The organism is Asaia sp. HumB (assembly GCF_030263835.1).
GTDB classification, from domain to species: Bacteria; Pseudomonadota; Alphaproteobacteria; order Acetobacterales; family Acetobacteraceae; genus Asaia; species Asaia bogorensis.
In genome coordinates, this window is the sequence record NZ_JARPML010000002.1 from 2,866,559 (window position 1) to 2,881,819 (window position 15,261).

Genomic DNA, 15,261 nt, shown 5'->3' on the forward strand with positions numbered 1-15,261 from the left:
AGAAGGTTATACATGCCTGGTCCGCGTCCTGTCCTTATTGTTGACGATGACGATACGCTTCGCCAACTCCTGGTCGAACAGCTCAAGCTCGAAGGCGAGTTCGAACCGATCCAGGCAGTATCTGTTGCCGATGCCAAGGAAAAACTCGGCGTTCCCGATGTCCGTGTCGATGCGATCCTGCTCGATGTGACGCTTCCCGATGGCGATGGCCGCGATTTCTGCGCCGAGCTTCGCCGTCAGGGTATTCGCATGCCGATCATCATTCTGACTGGCTCGGACGACGAAGCCGATGTGGTGCGTGGTCTGGATGCGGGCGCCAATGACTACGTGGCCAAGCCGTTCCGTATTGCCGAGTTGCTGGCGCGCCTGCGTGCCCAGCTTCGTCTGTTTGAAAACAGCGAGGATGCCGTTTTCCCGATCGGGCCGTATCTGTTTCGTCCTTCCTCCAAGATTCTTCAGGAACCGGCCAAGAACCGCCGCATTCGCCTGACGGAGAAGGAAGCCGCGATCCTGAAATATCTGTATCGTGCCGGGCATCGTCCGATTGCCCGTCAGGTGCTCCTCAACGAGGTCTGGGGCTATAACGCAGCTGTCACGACCCATACGCTTGAGACGCATATCTATCGTCTGCGTCAGAAAATCGAGCCCGATCCGGCAAACGCATCGCTGCTGCTAACCGAGGGCGGTGGTTATCGCCTCAACCCGGAAGGCAGTGATGTGCTGATGGGCTGAGAGTCCTGTCTGCATAACACGCGATTCAAAACCCCGGTCCTGCAAAGGCCGGGGTTTTTGTTTAACGCTCTGGCGAGGCGCGAACTGTGCGATGCGAGGGGCCGCCCCGTCACGAGAGAGGCCCAACCGGCTATCCTGGGTTCATGCGGCAGACAGATCGAGATCGAACACCACCGGGACATGATCCGACGGGCTGTCCCAGTCTCTTACGTCTCTCAACACGTTGAGGTTCGTGAGTGCTGGCTGCAGATCTGGCGTCAGCCATACATGGTCGAGGCGCCGCCCCCGGTTTGAAAGCTTCCAGTCGCGATTGCGATAGGACCACCATGTATAGAGTTTCTCCTGCGGCGGGACGACCAGCCTCATGGCATCGACAAACCCGGTCGCCGCCCAGGCATTGAGCCGTTCGATCTCGGGTGGCGTATGACTCACCACGGTCGAAAGCTGCTTGTGGCTCCACACGTCATGTTCGAGCGGGGCGATATTCAGGTCACCGACCACGATGGACCGTATCGGCGGGTTCTCACGAAACCAAGCCGTCACCTCATCGAGAAAAGCCAGTTTATGGGCAAATTTGTCGTTGACCGCTGGGTCGGGAATGTCACCGCCCGCCGGGACATAGAAGTCATGGAGCATGACAGGGCCGGTTGTGGTGTCGATGACGACACCGATATGCCGTGTATCGCTCTTGCCGCACCAGTCGGGCGTTGCTTCAATCGGCCTGATGGGATGGCGCGAGAGAATCGCGACCCCGTTATATCCCTTCATGCCCAGGAAATGCTGATGATCGTAGCCGAGCTCACGCAAGGGATCTGCCGGAAACAAGGCGTCGGGGACCTTTGTCTCCTGAAGGCAGATGATATCGGGCGCCTGTTCCTCACCAAGGCGCTGAAGCACGGGCAGTCTCAGGCGCAACGAATTGATATTCCACGTCATCAGCCGCATGGCGCAGTGTCCTTCAATTTGGCAGGAAGTGCAGCAAAGCCTCTTGCTGTGCGGCTGCAATAAACCATTTAAACAGGCATGACACCTGCGATTCACAACTCTCTCCTGACGCTCGACTCTCACATCGATATTCCGTGGCCCGACCGAGGCGATTTCGCCACCGGGTCACCTGATCGCCAGGTCGATCTTCCAAAGCTGCGCGAGGGCGGTCTCAAGGCTGTCTGTCTGGCCGCTTATATTCCGCAGACTGTGCTTGCGCCGGCGGAGCGGCAGGCTGCCTGGGAGCGGGCTCAGGCCATGCTTGGCGTGATCAACGGTCTTTCGGGCCCAGGCGTCGTGGTTTGCCGGACGGCAGCAGCCGTCAAGGACGCTGTCTCTTCGGGCAACGTCGCCATCGTGCCAGCAGTGGAGAACGGGCATGCGCTGGGTGGTGACATCTCCCGGATCAGTGCTCTAGCGGCACTGGGGGTACGTTATATGACGCTCACCCATAACGGACATAACGATCTGGCGGATGCCGCCATTCCCCTGCCGGCTCTAGGGAATGACAAGAGCCTTCATCACGGACTTTCCCCCCTGGGACGTGAGGCGATTGCCTTAATGAATGCACATGGGATCGTGGTGGATGTCTCCCATGCGGCAAAGACGACCATGATGCAGGCGACCGATATCTCGGCTGTGCCGATCGTGGCGAGCCATTCCTGTGCCCGCGCCCTTTGCGACCATCCACGCAATTTGGATGACGAGCAGCTTCTGCGGCTGCGTGATACGGGTGGTGTGATCCAAGTCACGGCCATGTCCTCGTTTCTCGTTCCGGCTGCCACCGGCAAGGCGGGTGTTGCTGATCTGGTGCGTCATGTGCGCTATGTTGCTGATCTGATTGGGGTGGAGCATGTGGGGGTGTCCTCCGATTTTGATGGTGGCGGACGCATTCAGGGCTGGGCCGAGGCTGGACAATCCCCGGCGGTGACCGAGGCGCTGGTCGAACAGGGGTTCAGCGAAGCCGAACTGGCGAAGATATGGGGCGGCAATTTCCTGCGCGTTCTCGCGCAAGCCGAACGGGTCTGAAGGCAACTTCGAACAAAACAGGATCGTTCTAGCCGAAGCAGCCCGGAAATTTGTCCACTTTCAGGGCAGTTCCGGGATTGACTCCCTGTATTTCCAACGTCTTGGCGCTGTTTCTTCGATCCGGATAGGCAAAATTGTTGTTTTTCAACGTCTTAGCATTAAATGCCCAAAATTTAGGCAAAGCGTCGCAAAGCGCGCCAAACTGCGCCCGTCATCAATTTGTCACGCGATGCCCCACAGACTTATCCACATGTTCCGTGGATGAACTCGTGTTCAGCCTTGGCAATGGTGTCCTGTCATGAAGACCACGCAAACTGACCCCTCTGTTCGTGATGATCAGGCTATTGGTACTACTGAACCGCCTACCCGCAAGGAGGGCGCAGAGGCCATAAGAGAAGCGCTGAAAACCATCCCGTTCACGCCCGGCGTCTATCGCATGCTGGGAGAGAAGGGAGAGGTACTGTATGTTGGCAAGGCGCTTAGCCTCAAAAAGCGTGTGTCGTCCTATCTCCGTCTCAACCAGTTGCCGGAGCGGCTGCGCCGCATGGTGAGCCTTACACGATCGATGGAGATCGTGACGACGCGCACCGAGGCCGAGGCGCTGCTTCTTGAGGCCAACTACATCAAGAAGATGAAGCCACGCTTCAACATCCTCCTGCGCGATGACAAATCCTATCCCTGGATCATGCTGACCGAGGGGCATGAATTTCCGCAGATTACCAAGCAGCGTGGCCGCCCGATCAAGAATGCCACCTATTGGGGGCCGTTTGCCTCGGCCTGGGCTGTTAATCAGACGCTGAACCTGATCCAGCGCAGTTTTCTGCTGCGTTCCTGCAGCGATGCCGTTTTGTCGTCACGCACACGACCTTGCCTGCTGTTCCAGATTCGTCGGTGCTCCGCACCCTGTGTAGACAGAGTGACACCGGGGCAATATGCCGAGCTGGTGGATGAGACGAAACAATTCCTCTCGGGCAAGAGCACGGATGTGCATAAGACACTTGTCGAGGAGATGGAAAGAGCCTCTGAGGCGCTCGAATTTGAACGCGCGGCGGCCATACGTGATCGCATCCGAGGGTTCTCCAGCATGCAGGAATCGGGGATCATCAACCCGGCCTCGATTGGCGATGCTGATATCATCGCGCTCTGGCAGGAGGCGGGACGGACCTGTATCCAGGTTTTCTTCATCCGTAATTCCCGTAACAACGGAAATAGGGCTTTCTTCCCTGATCATGCGGAGGAAGAGAGTGCGGCTGACATTCTCGCAGCCTTCCTGCTGCAGTTCTATGACGACAAACCGCCACCCCCCCAGATCCTGCTCAACAGCGACCCTTCGGAGCTCGACCTTGTTTCAGAGGCGCTGAGTCTCAAGCGCGGGCGCAAGGTGGAACTGTTGCAGCCACAGCGTGGCGAGAGGCGCGACGTGGTTCGTCACGCCGAAACCAATGCCCGCGAAGCACTCGAGCGGCGACTGGCAGAGAGCGCTGGTGTCAGCAAGCTGCTCAATGGTGTGGCAAGCGTCTTCGGGCTGGCAGAGCCGCCGAAGCGGATCGAGACCTATGATAACTCACACATCATGGGGCAGCATGCTTATGGTGTTATGGTCGTGGGCGGGCCGGAAGGGTTCGTCAAGCGCGCCTACCGCAAGTTTGCCATCAAGGGGCCAGTCACGCCGGGTGACGATTTTGGCATGATGCGTGAGGTGATGGAGCGGCGCTTTGGCCGACGTGATCCCGAATCACCGGAGGCCCGCCCGGAAGACTGGCCTGATCTCCTGCTGATCGATGGTGGGCTGGGGCAGTTCAATGCTGTCCGGGCCGTTCTGGAAGATCTGAATGTGCGCGATATTCCTATCGTGGCCATTGCCAAAGGGCCGGACCGCGATGCGGGGCGTGAGTGGTTCTTTCAGGAGAGGCGCGCGCCATTCCAGTTGCCGCCGAATGATCCGGTTCTTTACTACCTTCAGCGCCTGCGGGATGAAGCGCACCGCTTCGCCATCACAACGCACAGGGCAGGGCGTAGCAAGGCCATCAAGGTGTCGGAGCTCGATAGCGTGCCGGGTGTTGGTGCCGTGCGCAAACGCGCCCTTCTGACGCGGTTCGGCTCGGTGCGTGGCGTCCGTAGCGCCAGTCTGGAAGAGCTCGTGTCGGTATCGGGAATCAATTCAGAGACTGCCCGCACGATTTACGAGTTTTTTCACCCGCAATGATGCGCGAGAAGCTATGAAGAACCACCATGAGCGTCCTATCATGGTGCGTAATTTCATCTCCATGTGTTTTCTGACTTGAAGGCAGCTCCGGGAAAGATTCATGCTGACAGATCTGCCCAATATCCTGACCCTGCTGCGTATCGCGTCGATCCCGGTGCTGATCGCCCTGATTGCGTTCAATAATGCTTGGACGGACGGGATTGCCTGCGTGCTGTATATCGCGGCTTGCATCACCGACTACTTGGACGGGATGCTGGCGCGTCGCTGGAAACAGGGGTCGGAACTGGGTCGCATGATGGACCCGATTGCGGACAAGCTGCTCGTGGGGGCCCTGCTGCTCGCTCTGGCGGGGTATGGCAGGCTGGTGGACGGTGCCTTGTTTGCAGCGATTATCATTCTAGTGCGGGAGATCATGGTAAGTGGTCTGCGCGAATTCATGGCCAGTCAGCGCGCAACACTCCCTTCGACCCGCCTCGCGAAGTGGAAAACAGGCATCCAGATGGTCGCGATCGGCTGCCTGCTGGCTGGGGACGTCATGCCTCGACAGATCGGGCTCGGTGCGATTTCCTTTACTCATCTTGGTGCAGTGATGCTCTGGGTTTCGGTGGTACCGACGGTGATGAGTGGGTGGGGCTATCTGGTAACCGGTCTCGCAAAAATGCTTGGAACCGGCACAAACGGTTCTTCAGCCAAACTCACGCACTAGTATTGTGCGCTATACATGTTCTGTATCTGGCATTGTCGTCAGGGGCGTCTTAAAAGGGGCGCAAAGACATCCCTGGAGTAGATGATGAGAAAGGCCGCTCTTTTAGCGATCCCAGTTTTGTTGAGTGGCTGTTCCGGTCTCGGGAAATCCCTCCATGACACGGCCACCTTGCCGGGTGCCAATCCAAACATGCCGGAGGGCATTTCGGAGAATATGGAGAAGGTGCGCGGGCACGCCTACATGGCGATGCCGCTACTGCCCGAAAACGGAAATGTCTGGCCCGGTGCTCCGCAACCCTTGCCTACCTTGCGCGACGTCGAGGCCTCGCCTAACGGCCTGCGGGATGCTCTGGCAGACACCAACAGCTACTTCGGCTCCATGACGAAAAGCCATGGTGCGAGTAATGGGAGCAGCATCCAGCTCGGTGACGGAGGCACCATCGAGATGGGTGAACATGATGGCGTCGTGAATGGCGTTCGCTCTGCGTCTCGCCCGTCGCTCTCTTCCTCGGTTGAGGATAATGCTCACAAATATCTTGCTCCGAGCCATAGCGGCACCATCGTGATCCCGAATGGTGACGGAACAAGCACGCTAATATCGCCGGATGGCTCTGTGCGCGTCACTAAGGATAAGGCGGCTCACTGACCGGACAATCGGCCTGACCCTGGGTGATCTCCAGGTAAGAAACAGGGCAGGTCGAGTGAGGGTTGCCACATACTGGAGTTATGGCCTGTAGAGTGCGCCCCGGTCGGCAACAATTGCGAACGCCCGGCATAGTTCAGCGCGGCTCAGAGAGTGATCAGACACCTCAACGACTGGGGCGGGCCATAAACCTGCTGCGTCAATCACAGGGCGATACGGCGACATCGGACCACTCGCAAAGATCAGAAATTGCCTCTCCATTCAGTATTACTTCGGGTTGGCCATGATGCTGGGAAGGGCCGAGTCTTCGCGGCGGCATGCGGTAGGGGTGCCAGACGGATGGTTCGGCCCAATAAGCTCGGAAGCTCCTCGCGAGAGTCCCTTCCTGCGATCAGAAGTAATTCGGCGGAATAGATGGGTGAGACGTTGTTTTTTTTGCTGGGTAACGTCTGGTAAAATACTCGGACCCTGATGGGCTAAGGCTACTGACTATCAAAAGAAGTACGCCTCCGCCTGACGGTGACACACTGAACTTCATCCACTGTGGCGAAAGGCTGCGCTGGCGCTTGGTGCTAACAAAGCGCTCCATGGCGCAGCGAAAGATTGCGACGAACCCGTTAAGTTGCCGCACCTACGTTATTGCGAGAGGCCTTGCCGCCATATCCTGCTTAGTTTCCGCGCACCTGGCCACGCTCAAAGCTTTACTTCAGCAGGAGGGCAGAGATCTCTGCATCGAAGTTCTTCCACCCCGACACCGGTGCGCGCCCCGCGTTGCCCCACGAGGCCTGACGCGACCCTGGCCCTTCAGCAAATGCACGCCTCCTGAGCCCGCAAGACTTCATGATTACCCGCCATATCTCTGTTCGAAGTCTGGAGCGATGTACACTTATCCTGGACCGAAGCCCTTTCTTGTCAGGGTCGGAAGGCAGACATCGCTAAGGGGCCGGGCGGTTATGAGAACGGTCAGTTGTACTGACGGTAAAGCCCGATCAGTACGCCCTGGATGCGGACACGGCTTTGCGGGAATATCTGCGTCTCATAGGCGGAATTGGCAGGCTCCAGAGCAATCGACTGGCCCTTCTGGCGCAGGCGTTTGAGTGTCACCTCCTGACTATCCACCAGCGCCACAACGATCTTGCCGTTCTCCGCCGTTTCGGCCTGGCGAATGATGACGATATCACCGTCGAGGATGCCAGCCTCGATCATCGAATCACCTGACACATGCAGGGCGTAATGCTGCCCGTTAGTGAGTTGCGCCGCGGGGATATCAATCTGCTCTCCCTGATCGCGGAATGCCTCGATTGGCAAGCCGGCGGCGATACGGCCATAGAGCGGCACACCCACGACAGAACTCTGCGAGTCAACCGAGCTCGAGGCCAGCGGCTTGGCCTGGCTATGCGCAAGGCGGGGAAAGGGGCCAGCTTCTACGGGAGTATCACTCGTCACGGCCGTCGCAGGCTGCGCCTCAGTGACCGGTAGGCGCAGTATTTCAAGTGCACGGGCCCGGTGATGATGGCGCCGCAGGAATCCACGCTCTTCAAGCGCTGAAATCAGCCGATGAATACCGGATTTGGATCGCAGTTCCAGCGCCTCCTTCATTTCGTCAAAAGAAGGCGAAAATCCTGTCCGCTTGAGATAGCCGTCGATATAAAGCAGGAGCTGGTGTTGCTTGCGTGTCAGCATGGGGTCCCTCTCTCCGTGGCGGGGGCGGTACTCGACCGTAACTGCCCGGAATCACAATGTTCTTATTAAGTTCTTGGTTCGATCTCTTCAAGATTTTTTCCCCGGAACATCAAAAATTATCCACCGTTCGAGCGGAAACACTTGACCCGCAGGCGTAATAGAAGCATTTATGCGCCCAGCTTGAAAACGCTGCCGTTCATGTCGCGCGCAGCGACAGATCAGTTTGCGAGGACCCAATGGCCAAGACCAACGTCATCCAGATCCGTCTCGTTTCGACCGCGGATACCGGATATTTCTACGTCACCAAGAAGAACGCCCGCTCGGCGACCGGCAAGATGGAAGTGCGCAAGTACGACCCCGTCGTCCGCAAGCATGTTGCGTTCCGCGAAGCCAAGATCAAGTAAGATCGGCTGACGCTGACGGAAAAGAAAAGCGGCCTTCGGGCCGCTTTTTTTGTGCCTGCTCGCTGTCGATCGGGGAGAGGGGCGGTGCAGACTTCATGCGGGGCCGTGACTCACCCAGTCGACGCCTGGTCCGGCTTGATGGCCGTCAGCTTGAAGGAGAAGTTGGAGAGCACCCTTTTACGAGCAAGGTTGCCGATGCATATTTCGGCAACGATACGGTAGAAGTGCATGCAGGCCGTTCGGTAAGGCCGTCGTGTTGAACTCAGGCACGTGGGCGCTGGTTGAGCCGAGATGTATCGCCACTTCGTCCCGAGGGCGCGAGCGTTACAGAACCCGCGCTGTTCGGCGTGTAGTCACGAAAGATCCGGCGGGAGAAACCCGTCTCTGGGAGTTTTCAGTAGAGCTTTTCGTGCGGGCCATACGGAATGACCGTATCGCCATTACGGGCCAGATTCAGCATGGCGCGTGAGCGCTCATCCAGCATATCGGCGTCCAGGGCGCGCTCGTTCAGGCTGCCGATACGACGCTTCCAGACGGCTTGTTCAGCATCCGCATCTTTCTGGGCCTGAAGCGCCTGATCCATCAGTTTGAGCTGCTGGTGATAGGCCTTGATTCCGTGGTCGCCCTGAAGCGCGTTCCAGCCGAAATAGGCTGTGAGACCGAGAAACAGAGCCGGAGGGACAACGGCACGTACAAAACGACGGATAGCACGAACGATCTGCACGGGAACTCCATCAATCCAGTAACAACCAGCCTGAGCTAGACTAACCTCAGCTTACGATCGCTGACAATCAAGTAAACGCAATGAGGGAGAGAATGACTCTCTCCCCCATGCTTACGTAGTGCAAAAAGGCTCAGGCGCGCGGGAGGATTGAGCGGCCTGCGTAACGGGCGGCGGTTGCCAGCTCGTTTTCAATGCGGATCAGCTGATTGTACTTTGCCGTACGATCCGAGCGTGACAGCGAGCCCGTCTTGATCTGACCGCAATTGGTCGCCACGGCGAGATCAGCGATGATCGAATCTTCGGTCTCACCCGAGCGATGGCTCATGACGCACTTGTAGCCGGCGCGATGTGCGGTTTCCATGGCGCGGAGCGTTTCGGTCAGCGTGCCGATCTGGTTGACCTTCACCAGCAGCGCGTTGGCTGTGTTGCTCTCGATGCCACGCACCAGACGCTCGGTGTTGGTCACGAACAGATCGTCCCCGACGAGCTGCAGCTTGTGGCCAAGCTTTGCTGTCAGCTCTGCCCAGCCTTCCCAGTCGTCTTCTGCAAGGCCGTCTTCGATCGAAACGATCGGATAGCGTGCAGCGAGATCGGCCAGGTAGTCGATCATGCCCGAAGAGTCGAGATCGCGGCCTTCGCCGTCCATCTTGTAGCGGCCATCGCGATAGAATTCGGTGGCGGCACAATCGAGCGCGAAGGTTACGTCTTCACCGAGGCGGTAACCAGCACCTTCGACCGACTTCGAGATGAAGCCAAGCGCTTCGTCTGCCGACTTCAGACCCGGAGCAAAGCCGCCTTCGTCACCAACATTGGTGTTGTGACCCGCTGCATGCAGGTTCTTCTTCAGGTGCGCGAAGATTTCCGATCCCATACGCACAGCGTCCATGATCGTCGGTGCGCCGACCGGCTGGATCATGAATTCCTGGATATCGATGGGGTTATCGGCATGCTGGCCACCATTGACGATGTTCATCATCGGCACGGGCAGGGTGTGCGCGAAAACGCCACCGACATAGCGATAAAGCGGGATATCCAGCTCAAGCGCGGTCGCCTTGGCGGTCGCCAGCGAGACGGCAAGGATCGAGTTGGCACCCAGACGCGCCTTGTTTGGCGTGCCGTCCAGCTCGATCATGGCTTCGTCGATGGCGATCTGATCGGACGATTCGGCACCCTGCAGGGCGTCAAGGATCTCGCCTTCAGCGAAGGCCGCAGCCTTGAGAACGCCCTTGCCACCAAAACGCGACTTGTCGCCGTCACGCAGCTCGACGGCCTCATGGGCACCTGTGGAGGCACCGGACGGGACGGCAGCGCGGCCCTTGGCACCGGAGGACAGTTCAACCTCGACTTCGACAGTCGGATTGCCACGGCTATCCAGAATCTCGCGAGCAATGATATCAATAATGGCGCTCATTTGGGGGCTCCCTGTTTGAACGTTCGAACTTCGGGCATCACAAGGCGTCGAGACACCGGCGCTGTCAACTGGCGTTATGTGAAATGAGGATGGATATTCTGTGAGACCCCTGTCACCGCTCGTCATTTTCCTTGGTATCGCCGGTCTGGTGCCATTCATCGCCCTCGCCATGGCGGCCTTGTTCTGGGGTAGTCTGGGGCCAGTCACCCATATTGGCGTGGCGATGCTGGCCTATGGCGGTTGTATCCTGTCGTTCCTAGGGGCGGTTCACTGGGGGCTGGCCCTTGAGCAGCCCGCCATCATGCCAGCACAGGGCATGGGAGCGATCAACCGACGAAGGCTGTTCCTCGGCGTCATGCCGTCGCTCTGGAGCTGGATCGCCATCTATGCAGGCGTCGTCTGGGCACCGCGCGGCGGTATCTTGATGGAAATGATCGGCTTTGTTCTTGTCTTGATGGCCGAGCGTGCTGCCTATCGCAAGGGCGCCCTGCCTCCTGGATACTTCCCGTTCCGCGCCCTGCTGACGGCTGTCGTGGTGCTTTGTCTGGCCGCCTGCCTCAGCGCACCGCTCCAGCCTTACACGATCTGAAAGACAGGCTCGCAGATCACGGGGAAATTTACCGAGCGGGCAATGAAGCAATGGGCATGAGCCTGATCGTGCAGGCTTTGTGCCTGCTCGACCGAGCTTCCGCTCGCTAGGGTGATGACGGGGCGCAGAACAGCGCTTTCGAATTCACCATCCCCTTGCGGGTTCTCCATCATCACGGCTTCGGCGGCGTCGCGATAGGCCGTCACGACAAGGCCGGCACCTGCAGCAAGACCGAGATACCAGAGCTTGTGGCAGGCACTCAGCGAGGCGAGGAGCAGTTCACCGGGATTCCAGCCCGTCGGATCACCATGAAAGCTGGGATCCGCCGAGCCGTGAATCACGGGTTTGCCTTCCGCCGCAATGTCATGGTTGCGGCTGTAGACATGCCATGAGCGCGTGCCGAGCCCGTGATTGCCGGTCCATTCGGTCTGAACCGAATAGACGTGTCGCTTAGAACCCATTGGACTTAGCAAGCCTGTCGAAAGCCTGAAGCGTTTTCAGGAGTTCGCGCATCTCGGAAAGCGGCACCATGTTTGGGCCGTCGCTTGGCGCCTGGTCGGGGTTCTCATGCGTTTCGATAAACACGGCGGCAACACCGATAGCCACGGCGGCGCGGGCGAGGGGAGGCACGAATTCACGTTGCCCACCTGATGCACCGCCAAGGCCGCCCGGCTGCTGAACAGAGTGGGTGGCATCGAAAACAACCGGATAGCCGGTCGAGGCCATGATCGGCAGGCCGCGCATGTCGCTTACCAGCGTATTATAGCCAAAGCTCGTGCCGCGATCGCATAGCATGATCTTCTCATTGCCAGTCGACGCGATCTTGGCAGCAACGTTGGCCATGTCCCAGGGGGCGAGAAACTGCCCTTTCTTGACATTGATGGCCCGACCGGTCTCGCCAGCCGCAAGCAGCAGATCGGTCTGACGGCACAGAAAGGCAGGGATCTGCAGCACATCGACAGCTTCGGCAGCAGGCTTGCACTGTTCCGCGCCATGCACGTCGGTCAGTACCGGACAGCCGAATTCCTCACGGATACCCGCCAGAATATCGAGCCCTTCGGCAAGGCCGATCCCTCTTTGCGCCTTGAGAGAAGTCCGGTTAGCCTTGTCGAACGAGCTCTTGTAGATCCAGCCGATGCCAAGATCGCCACAGATCTCGGCAAGACCGGCCGCCATGTCGCGTGCATGAGCGCGGGATTCGATCTGGCAGGGGCCTGCAATCAGCGTGAAGGGCTGCTTGTTGCCAATGGTGAGCGAACCAAGGGTGATATCATTCATGCGAGGCGAGCCTTCTTGACGGCAGCCTCGATGAAGCCGGCGAAGAGCGGATGCGGAGCGAAAGGCTTGGACATGTATTCCGGGTGATACTGCACGCCCACGAACCACGGGTGATCCGGATATTCGACCACTTCCGGCAGAACATCATCGGGTGACATACCCGAGAATACGAGGCCAGTGGCTTCGAGCTGCTGACGATAGTGCACGTTCACCTCGTAGCGGTGACGATGCCGTTCACGCACTTCGGTCGTGCCATAGATCTCGGCAGCGCGTGAACCGGGCTTGAGCTTGGCCGGGTAGGCGCCAAGGCGCATCGTGCCACCCATTTCGCCATGCTCACGGCGGCGCAGCATCTCGTTGCCACGTGCCCATTCGGTCATGAGACCAACCAGCGGCTCATCGGTCGGGCCGAACTCCGTGGAAGAGGCTTTGTCGAGACCAGCTAGGGAGCGGGCGCACTCGATAACGGCCATCTGCATACCGAAGCAGATACCAAGGAAGGGCACGCCGTTTTCACGGGCATAGCGCACAGCCTCGATCTTGCCTTCGGAGCCACGCTCGCCAAATCCGCCCGGCACAAGAATGCCGTCGACCCGACCGAGCGCTGCGATCGATTCGGGATTCTTTTCGAACGTCTCGGATTCGACCCATTCGAGGCGGACCTTGACGCTGTTGGCAATGCCACCATGCAGGAGTGCTTCGATGAGCGATTTGTAGCTGTCGAGAAGCGCAGTGTACTTGCCAACCACGGCGATACGGACCTCGCCATCGGGATGACGCAGCGTTTCGACAATTTTGGTCCAGCGGCTCAGATCGGGCTCGCCATCCACAGGCAGGCCGAAATAGCGCAGCACCTCATTGTCCATGCCTTCCTTGTGGTAGGAAATCGGGCAGGCATAGATGGTGTCGACGTCCAGCGCGGCAATCACGGCCTCGGGACGCACATTACAGAAGCTGGCGATCTTGCGACGTTCATTGGTCGGGATCGCGCGGTCCGAACGGCAGATGAGCATCTGCGGCTGAATGCCGACATTCTGCAGTTCCTTGACCGAATGCTGGGTCGGCTTCGTTTTCAGTTCACCGGCTGCGGGGATGTAGGGCAGGAGGGTGAGATGCACGCACATGGTGTGCGCCGGGCCCAGATCGTTGCGCAGCTGACGGATCGATTCGAGGAACGGCAGGCTTTCGATATCGCCCACAGTGCCGCCGATTTCGACCAGCACGAAATCATAGCCATCGGTGCCAGCCACGACGGCTTCCTTGATGGCGTCTGTGATATGGGGAATGACCTGCACGGTCGCGCCGAGATAATCGCCACGTCGTTCACGGGCAATCACTTCAGAGTAGATGCGTCCCGTCGTGGCGTTATCGGCCTTTCGGGCATGAACCCCGGTGAAACGCTCGTAATGGCCGAGGTCGAGATCGGTCTCGGCCCCGTCATCGGTTACGAACACTTCGCCATGCTGATAGGGGCTCATGGTCCCCGGATCCACATTGAGATAGGGGTCGAGCTTGCGCATGCGGACCTTGTAGCCGCGCGCCTGGAGGAGAGCCGCAAGAGCCGCAGAAGCGATGCCCTTGCCGAGAGAGGAAACCACGCCACCGGTGATGAATACGAACCGAGTCATGGAAGGCTCTCCTACACCGGATCGTGTTCCGAGGGAACGAGAAGAATGCCGCCCGAGGACCCGGGCGGAAGAAATTTTTCGTTCTGTTGCGTTACTGCTTCGCAGGAGCCGCCGGAGCAGGTGTTGTGGCGGGCGTCTGGGTGGTCGTGCTGGTGGCCGGTGCGGCAGGTGCCGTCGGGGCAGGGGGCTGCGCCAGAATGTCACTGCCTGCGTTTGTCGAGGCGCCGCGGTTCAGTACCGCGAGCAAAAGGCACAGCACCATAAAAACACCTGCGAGCACTGATGTGGTGCGCGTAAGCAGATTGGCCGTGCCGCGTCCCGTCATGAACGATCCCATGCCCTGGCTGCTGCCAATGCCAAGACCACCGCCCTCGCTACGCTGGATAAGGATCACGCCGATCAGGGCGATAGTCACAAGGAAATTGAGAACGAGCAGCAGCGTGGTCATGTCCGGCTTTCATGTAAACGCAATATATATGCCGTCAGGACGCCGACGAGAGACCTGCCTTCGCGATGCCGAGAAAGGATTCGGCAGACAGGCTGGCCCCGCCGACGAGCACGCCCCCCACGCCGGAAACAGCGAGGATGGACGCGGCATCTTCGGGCTTGACTGAGCCGCCATACAGGACCCGTGGTGATTTGTCATCCGTTTCCAGATGGCGGTGTAGCACCTCATGAATCAGCGTCATGCGTGATTCGATATCCTGTTCGGTTGCCGCCTTGCCCGTGCCTATGGCCCAGATCGGCTCATAAGCCACGATGCCCTGGAACGTTCTGGGCAGACATTCCACGATCTGGCGTGTGAGCCAGGCCTCGGCCTGTCCATCGCGTTTCTGGCTTGCGCTCTCTCCCACGCAGATGACCGGGCAGAGAGCGAATTTCTGTGCGGTCACGGCCTTGCGTCGGATGAGGGCGTTGTCCTCATGATGATGTTCTCGTCGCTCGGAATGACCAAGCAGCACGTGTCTGACGCCGAGATCTGTCAGCATGGGAGCGGAGATATCCCCCGTATAGGCTCCCTCGGCCTCTGCATGGCAATCCTGCGCTCCAAGCCCGATGCCTGAGGATTGCAGGATGGGTGCAATGAGAGCCGTTAGGGTAAAAGGCGGGGCCAGAACGACATCGCGCTCAACCAGAACGGGCTCGATTGCGTCTGCAATTTCAGTAGCGAGTTCCGAACCCCGACCGCGAAGGCCATGCATCTTCCAGTTGCCCATGATCATCTGGCGCATCATGTATCCTTCA

Annotated in this window: 16 protein-coding genes; 7 read left to right on the forward strand and 9 right to left on the reverse strand. The window is 58.8% G+C overall.

The window, feature by feature from the left end:
- Positions 1-12: 12 nt before the first annotated feature.
- The gene (locus P5689_RS14010; protein ID WP_023977393.1) at positions 13-732 is read left to right on the forward strand and encodes a response regulator transcription factor; all 720 of its coding nucleotides are present in this window, start codon (positions 13-15) and stop codon (positions 730-732) included.
- A gap of 141 nt (positions 733-873) precedes the next feature.
- Here P5689_RS14010 and P5689_RS14015 read toward each other — a convergent pair whose 3' ends face one another.
- Complete coding sequence (locus tag P5689_RS14015; protein ID WP_285533613.1) at positions 874-1,677, reverse strand: exodeoxyribonuclease III; 804 nt, start codon at positions 1,675-1,677, stop codon at positions 874-876.
- A gap of 78 nt (positions 1,678-1,755) precedes the next feature.
- Here P5689_RS14015 and P5689_RS14020 point away from each other — a divergent pair, with 78 nt between their 5' ends.
- From P5689_RS14020 to P5689_RS14035, 4 genes are all read left to right on the forward strand, one after another.
- A complete protein-coding gene (locus P5689_RS14020) occupies positions 1,756-2,745 on the forward strand; it encodes a dipeptidase (RefSeq protein ID WP_285533614.1) in 990 nt (329 codons plus the stop codon).
- A 298-nt stretch (positions 2,746-3,043) separates the two neighbouring features.
- Positions 3,044-4,951, forward strand: a complete 1,908-nt coding sequence (uvrC, locus tag P5689_RS14025; protein WP_285533615.1) for an excinuclease ABC subunit UvrC — start codon at positions 3,044-3,046, stop codon at positions 4,949-4,951.
- A 100-nt stretch (positions 4,952-5,051) separates the two neighbouring features.
- A complete protein-coding gene (pgsA, locus tag P5689_RS14030; RefSeq protein WP_023977390.1) occupies positions 5,052-5,657 on the forward strand; it encodes a CDP-diacylglycerol--glycerol-3-phosphate 3-phosphatidyltransferase in 606 nt (201 codons plus the stop codon).
- Positions 5,658-5,777: 120 nt separating this feature from the next.
- A complete protein-coding gene (locus tag P5689_RS14035) occupies positions 5,778-6,302 on the forward strand; it encodes a hypothetical protein (RefSeq protein WP_235075364.1) in 525 nt (174 codons plus the stop codon).
- 960 nt (positions 6,303-7,262) lie between these two features.
- On the opposite strand, the gene lexA is transcribed toward P5689_RS14035, so the two are convergent.
- Positions 7,263-7,982, reverse strand: a complete 720-nt coding sequence (gene lexA, locus P5689_RS14040; RefSeq protein WP_285533616.1) for a transcriptional repressor LexA — start codon at positions 7,980-7,982, stop codon at positions 7,263-7,265.
- A 236-nt stretch (positions 7,983-8,218) separates the two neighbouring features.
- On the opposite strand from lexA, the gene rpmG reads away from it, so the two are divergent.
- On the forward strand, positions 8,219-8,386 hold the full coding sequence (gene rpmG / locus P5689_RS14045) for a 50S ribosomal protein L33 (protein WP_023977387.1): 168 nt from the start codon (positions 8,219-8,221) through the stop codon (positions 8,384-8,386).
- Between the two features lie 394 nt (positions 8,387-8,780).
- Here the strand turns inward: rpmG and P5689_RS14050 are convergent, their stop codons facing one another.
- Positions 8,781-9,110: a septum formation initiator family protein gene (locus tag P5689_RS14050; RefSeq protein WP_062164442.1), complete on the reverse strand. Its 330-nt coding sequence runs from the start codon at positions 9,108-9,110 to the stop codon at positions 8,781-8,783.
- Between the two features lie 130 nt (positions 9,111-9,240).
- Positions 9,241-10,521, reverse strand: a complete 1,281-nt coding sequence (eno, locus tag P5689_RS14055; RefSeq protein ID WP_285533619.1) for a phosphopyruvate hydratase — start codon at positions 10,519-10,521, stop codon at positions 9,241-9,243.
- A 100-nt stretch (positions 10,522-10,621) separates the two neighbouring features.
- Between eno and P5689_RS14060 the strand changes: the two genes are divergently transcribed.
- Entirely contained in the window at positions 10,622-11,110 is a 489-nt protein-coding gene (locus tag P5689_RS14060; protein ID WP_285533621.1) for a DUF3429 domain-containing protein, read from the forward strand.
- On the opposite strand, the gene P5689_RS14065 is transcribed toward P5689_RS14060, so the two are convergent.
- From P5689_RS14065 to tpiA, 5 genes are all read right to left on the reverse strand, one after another.
- Positions 11,098-11,571, reverse strand: a complete 474-nt coding sequence (locus P5689_RS14065; RefSeq protein WP_122039365.1) for an OsmC family protein — start codon at positions 11,569-11,571, stop codon at positions 11,098-11,100. The two genes, P5689_RS14060 and P5689_RS14065, sit on opposite strands and share 13 nt — an antisense overlap.
- Positions 11,561-12,388 carry a 3-deoxy-8-phosphooctulonate synthase gene (gene kdsA, locus P5689_RS14070; RefSeq protein ID WP_062164444.1) on the reverse strand — a complete coding sequence of 276 codons (828 nt, stop codon included), beginning with the start codon at positions 12,386-12,388 and terminating at the stop codon, positions 11,561-11,563. Before kdsA ends, P5689_RS14065 begins: the two co-directional genes overlap by 11 nt.
- The gene (locus P5689_RS14075) at positions 12,385-14,016 is read right to left on the reverse strand and encodes a CTP synthase (protein WP_023977381.1); all 1,632 of its coding nucleotides are present in this window, start codon (positions 14,014-14,016) and stop codon (positions 12,385-12,387) included. Before P5689_RS14075 ends, kdsA begins: the two co-directional genes overlap by 4 nt.
- 91 nt (positions 14,017-14,107) lie before the next feature.
- Positions 14,108-14,464: a preprotein translocase subunit SecG gene (gene secG, locus P5689_RS14080; protein WP_285533625.1), complete on the reverse strand. Its 357-nt coding sequence runs from the start codon at positions 14,462-14,464 to the stop codon at positions 14,108-14,110.
- Between the two features lie 34 nt (positions 14,465-14,498).
- Positions 14,499-15,248 (reverse strand): triose-phosphate isomerase, encoded by a 750-nt coding sequence (gene tpiA / locus P5689_RS14085; protein WP_336717596.1) that lies wholly within the window; start codon positions 15,246-15,248, stop codon positions 14,499-14,501.
- Positions 15,249-15,261: the final 13 nt, after the last annotated feature.

Coding starts and splice junctions, on each gene's coding strand:
- P5689_RS14075 (WP_023977381.1), bottom strand. CDS start 14,016: ATGACTCGGTTCGTATTCATCACCGGTGGCGTGGTTTCCTCTCTCGGC.
- P5689_RS14015 (WP_285533613.1), bottom strand. CDS start 1,677: ATGCGGCTGATGACGTGGAATATCAATTCGTTGCGCCTGAGACTGCCC.
- secG (WP_285533625.1), bottom strand. CDS start 14,464: ATGACCACGCTGCTGCTCGTTCTCAATTTCCTTGTGACTATCGCCCTG.
- lexA (WP_285533616.1), bottom strand. CDS start 7,982: ATGCTGACACGCAAGCAACACCAGCTCCTGCTTTATATCGACGGCTAT.
- eno (WP_285533619.1), bottom strand. CDS start 10,521: ATGAGCGCCATTATTGATATCATTGCTCGCGAGATTCTGGATAGCCGT.
- P5689_RS14020 (WP_285533614.1), top strand. CDS start 1,756: ATGACACCTGCGATTCACAACTCTCTCCTGACGCTCGACTCTCACATC.
- rpmG (WP_023977387.1), top strand. CDS start 8,219: ATGGCCAAGACCAACGTCATCCAGATCCGTCTCGTTTCGACCGCGGAT.
- uvrC (WP_285533615.1), top strand. CDS start 3,044: ATGAAGACCACGCAAACTGACCCCTCTGTTCGTGATGATCAGGCTATT.
- pgsA (WP_023977390.1), top strand. CDS start 5,052: ATGCTGACAGATCTGCCCAATATCCTGACCCTGCTGCGTATCGCGTCG.
- tpiA (WP_336717596.1), bottom strand. CDS start 15,248: ATGCGCCAGATGATCATGGGCAACTGGAAGATGCATGGCCTTCGCGGT.
- P5689_RS14065 (WP_122039365.1), bottom strand. CDS start 11,571: ATGGGTTCTAAGCGACACGTCTATTCGGTTCAGACCGAATGGACCGGC.
- kdsA (WP_062164444.1), bottom strand. CDS start 12,388: ATGAATGATATCACCCTTGGTTCGCTCACCATTGGCAACAAGCAGCCC.
- P5689_RS14010 (WP_023977393.1), top strand. CDS start 13: ATGCCTGGTCCGCGTCCTGTCCTTATTGTTGACGATGACGATACGCTT.